Below are 14,277 nucleotides of genomic sequence, written 5' to 3' on the forward strand. Positions count from 1 at the left end.
GCGGGCGACGTTTCTCAGGCCTGCTCGGTGCGGGCGGCGCGCCGGCGGCGCTCCGCCTTCTGGCTGTGCACGATGCGCACCCGCTTGACGCGGCGCGGATCGGCGTCGAGCACGTGGAACTCGAAGCCGGGTATGGCCTGAACGACTTCGCCGCGCGCCGGAACGCGGCCAAGCGTGTTGAAGATCATGCCGCCGATCGTGTCGACATATTCGCCATGTTCGCCGGCCGCGAATTCCTCGCCGATCATCTTGGCGACATCGTCGATCTCGGCCTTGCCGTCGACCACGAACACGCCGTCGCCGCTCTGGGTGATCATCGGCTCGTCTTCGTCATGCTCGTCCTCGATGTCGCCGACGACCATCTCGACGATATCCTCGAGCGAGGCGAGACCATCGGTTCCGCCATATTCGTCGATGACCAGCGCCATCTGGGTGCGCGTCGTCTGCATGCGCCCCATGAGATCGGAGGCAAGCATCGACGGCGGGACGAATAGCACCGGGCGGATGAGGTTCAAATCACCGATCGTGCGGGCGAGATCGACCTGGGCGAGATCGAGAAGCGGGATGGCCGGCGCTTTGCGTGTCGTCCTGCCCTTCTTGACGCGGGCGATCTTGGTGATGTGCGCCAGCACGTCGCGGATGTGGACCATGCCGCGCGGGTCGTCGAGAGTCTCGGAATAGACGGGCATGCGGGAATGACCGGACTGCTCGAACACGCCGAGAAGGTCACCCAGCGTCGTGTTGATCTCGACCGCCTCGATGTCGGCACGCGGCACCATGACATCCTCGACGCGCACCTCGCGCAAGCGCAGGATGTTGTTGAGCATGGCGCGCTCGCCAGGCGAGAAGGACTCGGCGTCGCTGGTCGTCTCGGCAAGGGCACCGGCGATTTCCTCGCGCAGGCTGGTTCCATTGCGCTGCCTGAACAGCCCGACAATACGGTTGAACAAAGAGGGCCCGGCAGGCGAGTGCTCGCTGGCGACGCTGCCGGAAATGGTACTCGGACTTGATCCCTCTTCCGACGTATCGGAAGCCTTGGTCGGACTGCCGGCGTCGGGGCGGGCGGCAGTTTCAGGTTTGTCGTTCATCGTGGTCCGGTTGGTTGTGTCTTCGTAGTTACGCGTAGGGATCAGGAATGGCAAGCCTTGCGAGCGCCGCACGCTCAATGGCTTCCATCTCCTCCGCCTCGGCGTCGGTCTCGTGATCATAGCCCATCAAATGCAGCAGGCCATGGACAACGAGGTGGGTGATATGGTTCTCCAGCGGCTTGTCTTCCAGTGCCGCTTCGCGCGCGACCGTCTCGGCGGCCAGCACGATATCGCCCAGCATCGGCGGCAACGGACCGCCCTTGGCGAGCGGAAAGGCGGGGAAAGACAATACGTTGGTGGGCTTGTCCTTGCCGCGCCAGTCGGCGTTGAGGGTACGGATATGGGCATCGTCGGAAAAAACGATGCTGAGTTCGGAATGCCCCTTCGTACCGGTTTCGGCGAAGGCGGCAACGACGGCACGGTCGACAAGCAGCGAGAGCCGGGCTTCATCCGGCCAGCTTCCCGCTTCGAGCATCAGATCGATGTCGACGGGAACCGAAAAATCCCCGTCGGCCGGCTTTGTGTTTTCAGGCATGACGCCGCATCGTCATATCAGCTCTCGGCGCCCAGGCCGCGCGCCAGCTTGGCGTCCCGGTCATAGGCCCGGACGATTTCGGCCACCAGCGGATGGCGGACCACATCGCCGTCGTTGAACCGCACGGTCACCGCGCCGGCCACGCCGTCCAGGACACGCAGCGCTTCGACCAAGCCCGATTTGGTGTTCGAGGGAAGGTCGATCTGGGTGGGGTCACCGGTGACGATCATGCGCGAGTTCTCGCCGAGACGCGTCAGGAACATCTTCATCTGCATCGGCGTGGTGTTCTGCGCCTCGTCGAGGATGACCGCGGCATGCGCCAGGGTGCGGCCGCGCATGAAGGCCAGGGGCGCGATCTCGATGACCTCGGCGGCAATGGCCCGCTCGACCTTGTCGGCCGGCATCATGTCGTAGAGCGCGTCATAGAGCGGCCGCAGATAGGGATCGACCTTCTCCTTCATGTCGCCGGGCAGGAAACCCAGCCGCTCACCCGCCTCGACGGCGGGTCGCGACAGGATGATGCGCTCGACCATGCCGCGCTCCAGCAGCATCGCCGCATGCGCCACCGCCAGATAGGTCTTGCCGGTGCCGGCCGGGCCGATGCCGAAAACAAGCTCGGACCGCTCCAGCGCGCGCATATAGGCGTCCTGGTTGAGCGAGCGGGCATAGATCGTCTTCTTGCGCGTGGCGATCTGGGCGGCGGACACCTTGCCCTTGCGTTCCAGCGTCGGCAGCGTCAGCTGGTCATCGGCGGCAATCGCCATGCGCACGGCGCCGTCGACATCGGACTGGCCGATATCCACACCCTTCTGGAGAATGCCATAGAGATTATCCAACGCCCGGCGTGCCTGCTCGGCGGCCGAGGCGGAGCCCTTGATGGTCAACTGATTGCCGCGCGAACGGATATCGACGCCAAGCTTCTGCTCGAGCCTGGCGAGATTCTCGTCGAACTGTCCGTAAAGGGCGCTGGCAAGCTTGTTGTTGTCGAAGGTCAGTACGATGTGCGCCATATCCGACGCCCCGGATTGCTGGTTCGGGGGCAAGGTCTTCACTTCAGCAGCGCTCAACCGTCTCTCCTCATCTGCCGAGGCCTCAGGCCAATTCGGCGAACAGGCTATTGTAACCCGTCTTCGTGATTCGCACCTGGATAATGTCGCCGATCTCACCGGCCTTTTCATCAACAATAACCGGCTGCAGCCAAGGCGAGCGGCCGACCTTCTGGCCGGCCTGACGGCCCGGCTTCTCAATCAGCGTATCGATGGTCCTGCCGATCAGGCTCGAGCCGAAATCCTGCTGCTGCTTCACAAGCAGCGCCTGCAGCCGCTGCAGACGTTCGTCCTTGACGGCCTCCGGCACGTGATCGGGCATGTCGGCGCCCGGCGTGCCGGGGCGCGGCGAGTATTTGAACGAGAAGGCCGAGGCGTAGCCGACATCGCGGACAAGTTGCATCGTCGCTTCGAAATCGGCCTCGGTCTCGCCGGGAAAGCCGACGATGAAATCGCCCGAAAGCGCGATATCGGGTCGTGCCGCGCGGATGCGGTCGAGCAGCGACAGGTAATCCCTGGCCGTGTGCCTGCGGTTCATAGCCTTGAGGATACGATCCGAGCCCGACTGTACCGGCAGGTGCAGATAGGGCATCAGCGCCGGCAGGTCGCGATGCGCTGCAATCAGTTCGTCGTCCATGTCGCGCGGGTGGCTGGTGGTGTAGCGCAGCCGCGCAAGGCCGGGAATCTCGGCCAGCCGGAACAGCAAGCGGCCAAGGCCCCATTCCTCGCTATTGTCACCCTTGCCATGCCAGGCATTGACGTTCTGGCCAAGCAGCGTCACCTCGCGCACGCCGGCCTCGGCCAGGCGCTCCGCCTCGGCGACGATCTGTGCCACCGGGCGCGAGACTTCCGAGCCGCGCGTATAGGGAACGACGCAGAACGTGCAGAACTTGTCGCAGCCTTCCTGCACGGTCAGGAACGCGGTCACGCCGCGCTTGATGACCTCGGCGCGCTTCGGGTGCGGCAGGTGCTCGAACTTGTCTTCGATAGCGTATTCGGTCTCGACGATCTTTTCGCCACCACGCACCCGCGCCAGCACATCGGGAAGCCGGTGATAAGTCTGCGGGCCGATGACCAGGTCGACGGAGGGCGAGCGCCTGAGGATCTCGGCTCCCTCCGCCTGCGCCACGCAGCCGGCAACGCCAATCAGCATATCGCGGCCCACCAGGGCCCGCTCGGCTTTCATGTCGCGGATACGGCCGAGTTCGGAATAGACCTTTTCGGCGGCTTTCTTGCGGATATGGCAGGTGTTGAGCAACACCAAGTCGGCTTCGTCGATCACATCGGTCGCCGCATAACCATCGGCCGCCAGCGCATCGGTCATGCGCTGCGAATCGTAGACATTCATCTGGCAACCATAGGTCTTGATGAAGACCTTCCTGATCGCCGCGGACGGCGCTGCCGTGGGGTCGATGCCGTCCCGTTCTATCGTGTTCAAATCCATCTGGCGGCTTCTAACGCCTTTCGATGACAAAAAACAGACGCTTTTGGCCGGATCTCTCCGGGCTAACGGCTTGGGCGAGGATCGGCGAGCGCGGCCTGCATCATTGCGCGTACCTCACGTTCCATCAGTTTCGCGGTTTCCTTGCGGTTCGAACCCTTGGAGAAGGCAACTGGCTCGCCAAAGTGAACCTCGACGTCGAGAGCCCCCTCCGACATCAATACCTTGAGATGCGGCATCAGATCCTCATCGCCGATCCAGGCGGCAATCGGCCGGTGCCGGCGGCCAAGCGGCACGCCATGCAACCTTGTGTAGACGATCGCCACCGGCTGGATGAAGACGGTTTGCGCCGCGCCTTCCGAAATCGCCATGGAGGCGGCGCCGAACAGCGTGCTCTTGAACGGCAGGACGACGTTGCCGTCGGCCGTCGAGCCTTCGGCGAACAGCACCATGGCATCGCCCTTGGCCATGCGGTTGGCGATCTCACTCGCCTGCTCACCCGACGAACGCTTGCGCTCGCGCTCGATGAAGACGGTGCGCTGCAGCTTCGACAACATGCCGATCAACGGCCAGCCGGCCATATCGGCCCTGGCGATGAACTTCACATCGACCATGGAGCCGAGAACCATGATGTCGGTCCAGGAGATATGATTTGCCGCGACCAGCAACGGGCGCTGGCTGGACAGCGTCCCCTTGACATGAACGCGCATGCCCAGAGCCCTGAGGATTATCCGGTGCCAGATCTTGAGGATGAATGTCTCGGGCCAGAGCCCGGTCTTCATCGACAGCATCTGCAGCGGCACGAGAACCAGGGAACTGGCGACAACGAGGGCCAGCGCCAGGAAAATCCTGATTTTCTTGATCATCCGCCGGCAGCCCTGTCCCGCGCTCTGGCTAGCGAAGATCGCGGCGCATGACAAGCGCGCCAGTCGGGCCGTGTTCAGGCGACTTGTAGTAATTCGGGCGCTTGCCGACCTCGCGGAAGCCCAGCCGCCGGTAAAGCGCTACAGCCGCCACATTGGTCTCGTCTACTTCGAGGAAAAGCGCCTCCGCGCGTTGCCCATGCAGTTCACGCAGCACGGCATCCATCAATTGCCAGCCAAGCCCCTGCCGGCGGTGCGAGCGCGCCACCGCGACTGTCAGGATCTCACCCTCGCCAGCAGCCAGCCGCGCCAGCACGAAACCGACCGGCGGCTTGGCGCCCTGCCCGGTCTCGCGCGCGGCATAACCAAACACCGTATTCTGTTCGAGCAGCGCGGCGAATTCGCCGTCGGTCCAGGGCCGCACGAAATCCTCGCGATGCAAGGCGGAAATGGCCGGGCTATCGGCAATTCTCAGCGGCTCGAGCGCATAGTCCCTGCGACGCGGCTGGAGGAAGGGAATGCGCATCAATTATCGTTTTCCAGTTTGACCATGATCTTTTGCGAAAACCGGCTTCCACTTTTCGCTGACGCGGACCTTTGGTTCGGGATCATGGTCTGAGCCGCGCTAGAATGAAACCCGCCTGCGGCTTGGCGTCCGCACCGCGCAGATAGAGAGGTTTCGGCCTTTCGCCCTCGCCCTTGGCGGCAGCCAGCCTTGCATAGACTGCGATGTCGGCGGTAGCCGCCGTCGGACCGATGTCGAAGGCACGTCCGGTCGCATCCGCGATCTGCACGGCGGCCGTTCCGGCAAGAACCGGTGAGCGATCCGTCGCGATCGCTACAATTTCGGAAAGCGTGGTAACGGCCGGACCAAAGGCCAGGGCCATCGACGCGTCGTAGAATGCGGCGTGGATTTCCTCGCGCCCGGCATCGAGCGCTGACAGCACCGGGCGGCCGGGATATGCATCGGCCGCTTGCGCCGCCAATGCTTCCAGGCTGGTCACCCCTATTGCCGGAATTTTCAGCGCCAGCGCCAGCCCGCGCGCCGCCGACACACCGACTCGTAACCCAGTGAAGGAACCCGGGCCGACAGAGACGGCGATGGCGCCAAGGCCAGCGTAGCTGGTCGCGCTGATCTTCAGCGCCTCCTCGATGACCGCCATCAGATGCTCGGCATGACCCTTGCCGAGATCGAGCACCGAACGGCCGAGCTCGCGCCCCGCCTCGGCGTCATAGACGCAGGCGGCGCAGAGGCTGGCGGCACAATCGATGGCAAGCAACTTCATGAGGCGGCCGGTTGATCACAGACAAAGGTTCGAGTGATGGTCATGCTCTCGTCGATTTCCCTGTGCCCGCCATGGCTCGCCGCCGCAAGGGGAAATTGTTAAGCGGCTTCGCTTCAGTCCGAGCCAGCCGCCTATGCGGCCTGCTCAATCCGCAGCATGTGATTGTCCCAGACATAGTCCGGCTCGGAACGATGCGTGCCGCCAGGACCCACGATCTCACCGGCACCCGTTGTCGCCAGGAAACCGGCTGCATCAGGTGCCAGGCCGCAGACTTCGACGAGGGCGCTGTTTGTAACGATGCGGCCGCTGGCCACATCGATCACCGCAAGCGAATTGCCTTCCGGCGACGATACCGCAACCGTGCTGGCGGCGGGATTGGCCGCGACCGAGCCGATATAGTTCCTGAAGCCGGAGAGCACGTCTTGCGGCATGTCGAGCAGTTGCAAATCCTTGCCGCGCACGGCGCGCCCGACGAGCAGCGGGCGATCGGTGCCCGGCCCTCGGTACTGGCAGCCGAACCACACCGTTCCGGTTTGATCGGCATCCATGTGGCGAATCGAAAGCTGATGCAGCTTTGGCGGCAGTTCGTGCTTTTCGATCAGATCGCCGGTGACGCGGTCGACCAGCACATAGGATGGCTTCATCGTCGCCATGTTGAGTTCCGCGCGGCCGAAATCCGGATGTGTCTCGATGCCGCCATTGGCGATGGCCAGCGTCCGGCCGTCGCCAAGCAGCAGCAGTTCGTGCGAGCCCATTCCATAGGTCGGGAATTCGCCGATACGGCTGAATTGCGCACGTGCGTCATAGATGCCAACGACACCGGCGGCGTTGTCGAAGTCGTTCTCGGTGGCATAGAGCAAGGCGCCGTCGGTGGAGAACACGCCATGGCCGAAGAAATGCCGGCCGGGAATGCTGGCGATTGTCCGCGGCGCGTCTCGGCCGGTGTGATCGAACACCACCGCGAAGGTACCGGGTTGCCGGGCAAAGACGACCGAGCGTTTCGAAACCGGATCGAAAGTGACATCGTGACCGCGATCGGGCAGGTCGATCGTGTGCAGCACCTTGCCGGCCTCGGACAGGACAGCCGCGCCATAGCTACCGTCGCGTTTGACGAAGGCGGTGGCGAAGACAGCGTCGGCGGCCAGCGTCCCGGCCCAGGCCGAAGGGGCCATGGCCGCGATGAAACCGGCGCCGGCAGCCTTCAGGAAATCGCGGCGGTCGATAAGCGGCGTCCTCAAATCAGCATCTCTCCTTGAGCATGATCTTTTCCGAAAACCGGCTCCCACTTTTTCGCTAACACGGTCCTTCGGTTCGGGATCATGCTCAGTCTCCGTCGAGCGACGAGAAGCCGGCGGTCAGGCCGAATTCGGAGGTCAGCCTGGTGCCGAACAGGGTCGACAGGCTGGATGTAATCAGGGCGAAATGCTCGAGTTTTTCGCGCTGCTCCGGCGCGGCGAGCGCCTTGTCGATCGGCCCCTTGACCGCCTTGGCCGTGGCGATGCCGTTGACCAGCTGGATATGGATTGTTTCAGCCATCCAGCGCGTGTCCGGTGGCAAGGCGTCGCCTATTTGCGAAGCCTGAAACAGCGCATCGACGCCCATGAGGTTCCCGGCGAGCGACGCGGTCGTGTTTTCAGAGCGCCAATAGATGGCTTGTTTCGGCTTATCGACACCGGGATTGGCGCCGAAAAACCCTTTCAGGCGCACGTCTCGGACCATTTTCAGCTCGTTGATGAAGACCCCCACCAGCTCTGTCACCGCCTCCGTGCCGTCGCGGTAGAGCGGGTTCTTCGGACCCGGATTGGCCCAAAGGGCGGCAAAACCGTCGGGCTTGTTCCAGGCGGCGCTGACGTCGGCGGCCATCGTTTCAACGTTGGCCGCGACAGCCGCGCCATAAGCACAGCGATAGGGCTCTTCCTTGCTGGCAAGTTGCCCGGCACCGTCGCCGAAAAGCACGAATTCCAGCGCCCCCAGCCCCTGCATGGCAACGCTCTTGCCCGCAAGCTGGGTGGCATCGGTCGCGGTCGAATCCTTGTCGGACAAGGCGGCCTGCACCTGCTTCAGGCCAATGCTCTTGCGATCCGGCCAGAACAGCATGCGCTCCAGACGGTTGTTTTCGACGATCGGCCCGAAGCGGATGATCTCCGCCGAGGACCAGGCTTTCACAGTGGTCGAGAATTCGGCGCGCGCGGCATCCAGGTCTTCCTGCGAGGGTGCCTTGCAAAGCGCCTGCATCGCCTTGGTCAGTTTGCCCGCGCGATCGTGCAAGCTGGCATAGGCTGGGCGCACGAAGCCATCAACCGCCCGCTGGATTACATCGGTAGCCTTCACCGCCGCGGCTGCCGGCCATGCGCCGAGCAAGACCAGCGGCAGAGCGATAGCGAGCACAGAACGCCTCAACATCAGAGCGACTCCAGAAACCTGATCAACGCATCGCGGTCGACCGCCTTGGCGGCTGCAAAACGGTCACGCGCCTTCCGCGCTTCCCCGCCATGCCACAGGACCGCCTCCGTCAGATTGCGCGCCCGCCCGTCATGCAGGAAAAATGCGTTTCCGTTGACGGTTTCGGTCAGCCCTATGCCCCAGAGCGGCGGCGTGCGCCAATCATTGCCCGTCGCTTCGCCGACCTGCTGTCCATCCGCCAGCCCCTCGCCCATGTCGTGTAGCAGGAAGTCCGAATAGGGCCAGATCAACTGGAAGGCCTGTGCCTTGTTGGGGGTGCCGCGGCGGGTGACGAATTTCGGCGTATGGCAGGACGTACAGCCCATGTCGTAGAACAGTTTCTTGCCGGCGAGCACCTCCGGCTTGTCGAGATCGCGACGCGCCGGAACGGCAAGATTCTGCGAATAGAAAGTGACGAGGTCCATGACCGGCGGTGGCGCCTCGACCGGGCCGAGGCGCTCCTGCACGCCGTTCGGAATCACAAGACAATCCTTCTGCGCCTCGGTGCAGTCGCCCCAGTGCCTGGGCACTTCGGGTGTGGAGATACCGATGTTGCCGGCGAAGGCATCGGCCGACTGCTCGCGGATCGACGGCGTCTGCGCCTTCCAGCCAAAGCGGCCGAGCGTCAGTTCGCCGGTCATGCCGTCACGCACGATGTTTGGCCTGCCGGAAATGCCGTCGCCGTCCCGGTCTTCGGGATCGGCACGGGCGAGGATATCGGTCGGCGCGATCTGCTCGACGAGACCCAGCCCGATCATCGGCGGTGTCATGCGCGGTGAAAGCGTGGTGCGCGCGTCGAGTGGCCCATAAGCAAGGCCCTCGACCGAATAGACCGGCTTGCGCAAGGAGACCACGGTGCCGTCGCCGAGCGTCACCTTCTGTTCCTGATACTCGACCCGCATGCGGCCTTCGCCGCGCAGACCGGGAACGGCCAGTTCCTGCAATTGCGAGCCGTAGACCGGATCGGGGAAGTTGAGCACCTTGTGATCGGCGAGCAGCGCCTTCTCCTCCGCAGTGCTCGCTTGCCGCGCCAGCCGCAGGAACATGGACGTGGTGCCGCCATCGCCTTCCGGCGGACGACCGCGCCCGTCCTTCAAATGACAGTTCTGGCAGGCACGTTCGTTGAACAGCGGGCCAAGCCCGTCGGAGGCTTGGGTAGAGGACGGGGACGAGACCCAGTTCTTGCGGAAAATGGCGTTGCCGAGCTTGAAGGTGCCCTCTTCCTCGAAGGTGATATTGGCCGAGGATTGCGAGAAGGAATCGCGATTGACGTCTTTCCTCGACGTACCAGCACCGCCCTGCATCAGCTCGAATTGTTCGGGCTTGGAAAAATCCGACGTTGGCCTGGTGATGGCAATGACGCGCGCCAGATCCTTGGGATTGAGGTCGGTGCGGCTTGTCGGAAGACCGGCCGGCTCTTGCGCGCCGGCCGATGTCGGGGCGCAAAGCATGGCGATGACCGCTAACGAAAGACCGCGAAACGGACCTTGCCGTCGCGGTCTTGTCTGGGGCGGCAGGCCGTGCGTTTCGGCCAGCCGCAAGCGGCGCAAGAATTCTAAGTGGCGCCGCATTCTCGCATGTCCTTACTCCGCCTCGTCAGCCGATGCGGCGTTGAGCTGGCCGTACTTTTCCTCGCCAATCGAGGCAAGCAGGTCGAGCTGGGTCTCGAGAAAGTCGATATGACCCTCCTCGTCGGCCAGCAACTCCTCGAACAACTTCATCGTCACGTAGTCGCCGCCTTCGTTGCAGATCTCGCGCGAACGCTTGTAGGCGGTGCGCGCGTCATATTCGCCGGCAAGGTCGGATTCGAGCACTTCCTTCACGTTCTGCCCGATGCGCAACGGCGCCACGGACTGGAGGTTCGGATGTCCTTCGAGGAAGATGATGCGGGCGATGAGCTTGTCGGCGTGGTGCATCTCCTCGATTGACTCAGCGCGTTCCTTCTTCGCCAACTTGGCATATCCCCAGTCTTCCAGGAGCCGGAAATGCACCCAGTACTGGTTGACGGCTCCGAGCTCCAGAAAAAGAGCTTCGTTAAGCCGCTCGATGATCTGCTTTTCGCCTTTCATGGGTTCTGCTCCCGTATTGGACGCGCAGGCCTCTGACGCGATCCAGATGTGAAACGATGTCGACGCCGCTCGCCTCCGAGCGGGCGTGGTAGTTTTCGGTTACCCGAATGATCGTTTCCACCACATTTGGGAAGCAGCCGCAACAGCGACCGCGCTTTTGCATGGCATGATAGATTTTTGCCGGCACGATAAGCTGCCAGGGATCCAGATCCAGCAGCCCAATGATTGTCTGCTCGATTTCCTTCTCTGTAATGATATTGCAATGGCAGATCAGCATCGACTTGGCTCTGGCTGACGGCGCTTCCTCCTCGCCGTGTGGCTTAAATCTTCATCGGGCATGATCCTTTCAAGGTCATGCCCGGGGCATTTGCCCCTACTGGAACACCTTGTCCGGCGCATCGAGACTGTTGGAGCCCTCGAAGGCAATGGCATTGAGCTTCAGCGCGGCGACGGCACGTTCGATCGACTTTGTCTGGTCGACCAAGGCGTCGACCGCCGCCTGCACCGCTGCGTTGCCCTCGGTATTGCCCTCGGCGATCTGCTGGTCATAAGCCTCGCCGCCCTCGGCCCGCGCCTTGATCGCCTCCATCTTGGCGACGGTGACGTCCAGCTTGCCGGACAGTTCCCTGTCGACCGCCGGGTCGACCGCCTTGACCATGTCGGCCACCGACGGGCCTTCGACGGTGGTGCCGTCGAGGCGCTTGTAGCTGGCGTGGTAGGCAGCGCGGATGCCGACAGCGTCATAGAGATGCGAATTGAAGGTGTTGTCGGAGAAGCAGTCGTGCTCCTCTTCCGGATCGTGCAGCAAAAGGCCGAGCTTCATGCGCTCGCCGGCCAGTTCGCCGTAGGACAGAGAGCCCATGCCGGTGAAGATCGTCGAGATCGCGGTGTTCGGCTCGCCCTCGACGAGGCTCTTGCGCGCGGCGCCGTCCTCTTTCCAGTTGCCGACCATCTCCTGGAGATCGGAAACCAGGAGATCGCTCGCTGATTTCAGATACTCGGCGCGGCGGTCGCAATTGCCGCCGGTGCAGTTCTTGAGATCATAGTCCGTATAGGGCCGCTCGCCGGCGCCCGGACCGGTGCCGTGCAGGTCCTGGCCCCAGAGCAGGAATTCTATGGCGTGATAGCCGGTGGCGACATTGGCTTCGATGCCGCCGGCTTCCTGCAACGTGCCGGACAGGAATTCCGGCGAAAGCTTCGTGGCATCGACCTTCTTGCCATTGATCTCGATCGACTTGTTGGCGATCACATTGGCGGTATAGAGCGCATTGGCATCCGACTCGGTGCCATAGCTCTTGGCGACGTAGTCGATCAGGCCTTCGTCCAGCGGCCAGGAGTTTACCTTGCCCTCCCAGTCATCGACGATCTTGTTGCCGAAACGATAGACCTCGGTCTGCTGGTAGGGAACACGTGCCGCCTTCCAGGCGTCGCGGGCGGCATTGAGCGTGTCGGCCGAAGGCTTGGCGAGCAGCGCGTCGACCGCCTTGTCGAGAGCCTGCGCCGTGGTCAGCGAATCCTCATATTTGGCGAGCGCGATGTCGGAATAGGTCTTGATGACCGCCTTCGCATCGGTTTCCGCCTTGGCAGGCAGCACGAACACCGCCGCTGTCAGCAGCGCCGTGGCACCGATCGCCGCAAGCCTGCTGCCATATCGTGCTGTCATTATCGCTCTCCAGTTTCTCGGAAATTCTGTAAACGGCGCGCGCGGCAATCGGCGACGCGCCATATGCACAAAACATGCCGCGTCATCGCGCGGTTCGCGGAACAAAGACACCAAAATGCCTCCAATCGAACGGGTTCAAGGCCCAGACATCAAAGGGATGCGCTAACGCGCGAGCGTCCATAAAGCTTCGCCGCTGCCGGAAGTCAATGAGAATCTACGGGAAAAGCCAATTGAAACAATAGTTTAGAATTATTCTAAACTACGATGCTCAACTTTACACCTGACTGTGGACCGACTTGCTGGAAGACGTGGCAATTGACATCAGCCATTCCGGGTGCGACCGCAAATGCAGTCCTGCGGCGCCGCCGGACAATCGTCATCTGGCGAAAACCTTTTAATGCATGTCGCGCAAAAGTGCGCGGCGGTTTTGGGATAGCGACATGCATAAAAACACAGACTTCAAGCGAGCCGCATGAATCCGTTCAAACGCGACGCGCATTAGACCTTAACAGGAATTGGGCTTTCGATGAAGAATGGTGCGGTCATTGTCGGTGCGGGTCACGCGGGCGTGCAGGCGGCCGCGAGTTTGCGTGAGGAAGGCTATGACGGGCCGGTGATCCTGATCGGCGACGAGAAGGATCTGCCCTATCACAAGCCGCCGCTGTCGAAGACCTTCATCAAGGATGCCGAGGCAAAGCCGCAGCCGCTTCGCGGCGAGGCCTTCTACACGGGCAGCGTCATCGATTTCCGGCCGGGTTTGCGGATCGAGCGGATCGATGCCGGCAACCGAAGCCTGGAGATCGCGGGCGGCGGTTCACTGGCCTTCGACCATCTGATCCTTGCGACAGGGTCGCGCCCGCGCACCCTCGCCTTGCAGGGCTCGGACCTTTCAGGCGTTTTGTCGCTGCGCTCGCTCAACGACGCGCGGCTGATCCGTGACCTCAGCGCGCGGAGCGAGGATGTCGTCATTCTCGGCGGCGGCTTCATCGGGCTGGAGATCGCCGCCACGCTGCGGGCAGCCGGCCGCACGGTGACGGTGGTGGAGGCGGTGGACCGCCTGCTCGGCCGCGCGGTGGCGCCGGTGGTGGCCAGCCATGTCCGCCAGCGGCTGGAGGCTACCGGCGTGCGCATCTTGACCGGCACCTCGATTGCAAGGCTGGAAGGCGAAAACGGCCATGTCTCGGGCGCGATCACATCAACCGGCGAAAGGCTGCCGGCGCGCATGGTCATCGTCGGCATCGGCGCCGTGCCGAATGTCGAACTGGCTGAAGCCGCAGGCATCACCATCGCCAACGGCATCCGCGTCGATCACCAGATGCGCAGTTCGGTGCCGGGGATTCTCGCCATTGGCGACGCTGCCTCTTACCGGCACTGGTTCACCGGTGCTGATGTGCGGCTGGAATCGGTGCAGAACGCCACGGACCAGGCGCGGCTTGCCGCACGAACGATTGCCGGCCATGCCGACGCTTTTTCGGCGGTGCCGTGGTTCTGGTCCGACATTGGCGACATGAAGCTGCAGATGGTTGGCCTGACCGCCGGCGGCGACAGCCATGTCGTGCTGGGCGACCTCTCCGACAACAAGTTCTCGATCTACCACTATGCCGGTGACCGGCTGCTCGGCATAGAATCGGTCAACCGTCCGGGCGATCACATGCTTGGCCGCAAGATGCTCGGCGCCGGCTTCTCGCCGACGCCGGAGACAGTAGCGACGGGACCGGATGGACTGAAGGCAGCGCTTGCCGCCTTACAGCCAAAGACGCCAGCCTAGGCTTCGGACCAAAGCGTCTTGGTCGGCTCGAAAATCCGACCGTAAGAATAATCCGAAACAGATCCTTGGGCGGTTC

At 63.0% G+C, this 14,277-nt stretch carries 14 protein-coding genes; 1 reads left to right on the plus strand and 13 read right to left on the minus strand.

From position 1 onward, the window contains the following. Positions 1-14 precede the first annotated feature (14 nt). From LGH82_RS14515 to LGH82_RS14575, 13 genes are all read right to left on the minus strand, one after another. A complete protein-coding gene (locus LGH82_RS14515) occupies positions 15-1,088 on the minus strand; it encodes a hemolysin family protein (RefSeq protein ID WP_227349114.1) in 1,074 nt (357 codons plus the stop codon). Between the two features lie 28 nt (positions 1,089-1,116). Then, positions 1,117-1,623: an rRNA maturation RNase YbeY gene (ybeY, locus tag LGH82_RS14520; protein ID WP_227349115.1), complete on the minus strand. Its 507-nt coding sequence runs from the start codon at positions 1,621-1,623 to the stop codon at positions 1,117-1,119. Between the two features lie 17 nt (positions 1,624-1,640). Then, positions 1,641-2,633, minus strand: a complete 993-nt coding sequence (locus tag LGH82_RS14525; RefSeq protein ID WP_227349586.1) for a PhoH family protein — start codon at positions 2,631-2,633, stop codon at positions 1,641-1,643. Positions 2,634-2,715: 82 nt separating this feature from the next. Next, complete coding sequence (miaB, locus tag LGH82_RS14530) at positions 2,716-4,113, minus strand: tRNA (N6-isopentenyl adenosine(37)-C2)-methylthiotransferase MiaB (protein ID WP_227349116.1); 1,398 nt, start codon at positions 4,111-4,113, stop codon at positions 2,716-2,718. Between the two features lie 62 nt (positions 4,114-4,175). Beyond that, positions 4,176-4,976, minus strand: a complete 801-nt coding sequence (locus LGH82_RS14535; protein WP_227349117.1) for a lysophospholipid acyltransferase family protein — start codon at positions 4,974-4,976, stop codon at positions 4,176-4,178. Positions 4,977-5,004: 28 nt separating this feature from the next. Continuing rightward, positions 5,005-5,499 carry a ribosomal protein S18-alanine N-acetyltransferase gene (gene rimI, locus LGH82_RS14540; protein WP_227349118.1) on the minus strand — a complete coding sequence of 165 codons (495 nt, stop codon included), beginning with the start codon at positions 5,497-5,499 and terminating at the stop codon, positions 5,005-5,007. 82 nt (positions 5,500-5,581) lie between these two features. After that, a complete protein-coding gene (tsaB, locus tag LGH82_RS14545) occupies positions 5,582-6,259 on the minus strand; it encodes a tRNA (adenosine(37)-N6)-threonylcarbamoyltransferase complex dimerization subunit type 1 TsaB (RefSeq protein ID WP_227349119.1) in 678 nt (225 codons plus the stop codon). A 131-nt stretch (positions 6,260-6,390) separates the two neighbouring features. Then, complete coding sequence (locus tag LGH82_RS14550) at positions 6,391-7,497, minus strand: DUF1513 domain-containing protein (RefSeq protein WP_227349120.1); 1,107 nt, start codon at positions 7,495-7,497, stop codon at positions 6,391-6,393. Between the two features lie 85 nt (positions 7,498-7,582). Beyond that, positions 7,583-8,662, minus strand: coding sequence for an imelysin family protein (locus LGH82_RS14555; protein WP_227349121.1), 1,080 nt, complete (start codon positions 8,660-8,662; stop codon positions 7,583-7,585). After that, the gene (locus LGH82_RS14560) at positions 8,662-10,152 is read right to left on the minus strand and encodes a di-heme oxidoredictase family protein (protein WP_413771469.1); all 1,491 of its coding nucleotides are present in this window, start codon (positions 10,150-10,152) and stop codon (positions 8,662-8,664) included. The genes LGH82_RS14555 and LGH82_RS14560 overlap by 1 nt, the downstream gene beginning before the upstream one ends. A gap of 132 nt (positions 10,153-10,284) precedes the next feature. After that, entirely contained in the window at positions 10,285-10,770 is a 486-nt protein-coding gene (bfr, locus tag LGH82_RS14565; RefSeq protein WP_227349123.1) for a bacterioferritin, read from the minus strand. Continuing rightward, positions 10,736-11,047: a (2Fe-2S)-binding protein gene (locus LGH82_RS14570; protein WP_227349124.1), complete on the minus strand. Its 312-nt coding sequence runs from the start codon at positions 11,045-11,047 to the stop codon at positions 10,736-10,738. Before LGH82_RS14570 ends, bfr begins: the two co-directional genes overlap by 35 nt. 96 nt (positions 11,048-11,143) lie before the next feature. Beyond that, positions 11,144-12,433: an imelysin family protein gene (locus tag LGH82_RS14575; RefSeq protein WP_227349125.1), complete on the minus strand. Its 1,290-nt coding sequence runs from the start codon at positions 12,431-12,433 to the stop codon at positions 11,144-11,146. Positions 12,434-12,959: 526 nt separating this feature from the next. Between LGH82_RS14575 and LGH82_RS14580 the strand changes: the two genes are divergently transcribed. Next, positions 12,960-14,201: an NAD(P)/FAD-dependent oxidoreductase gene (locus LGH82_RS14580; protein WP_227349126.1), complete on the plus strand. Its 1,242-nt coding sequence runs from the start codon at positions 12,960-12,962 to the stop codon at positions 14,199-14,201. Positions 14,202-14,277: the final 76 nt, after the last annotated feature.

This window comes from Mesorhizobium sp. PAMC28654, assembly GCF_020616515.1.
Classification (GTDB): domain Bacteria; phylum Pseudomonadota; class Alphaproteobacteria; order Rhizobiales; family Rhizobiaceae; genus Mesorhizobium.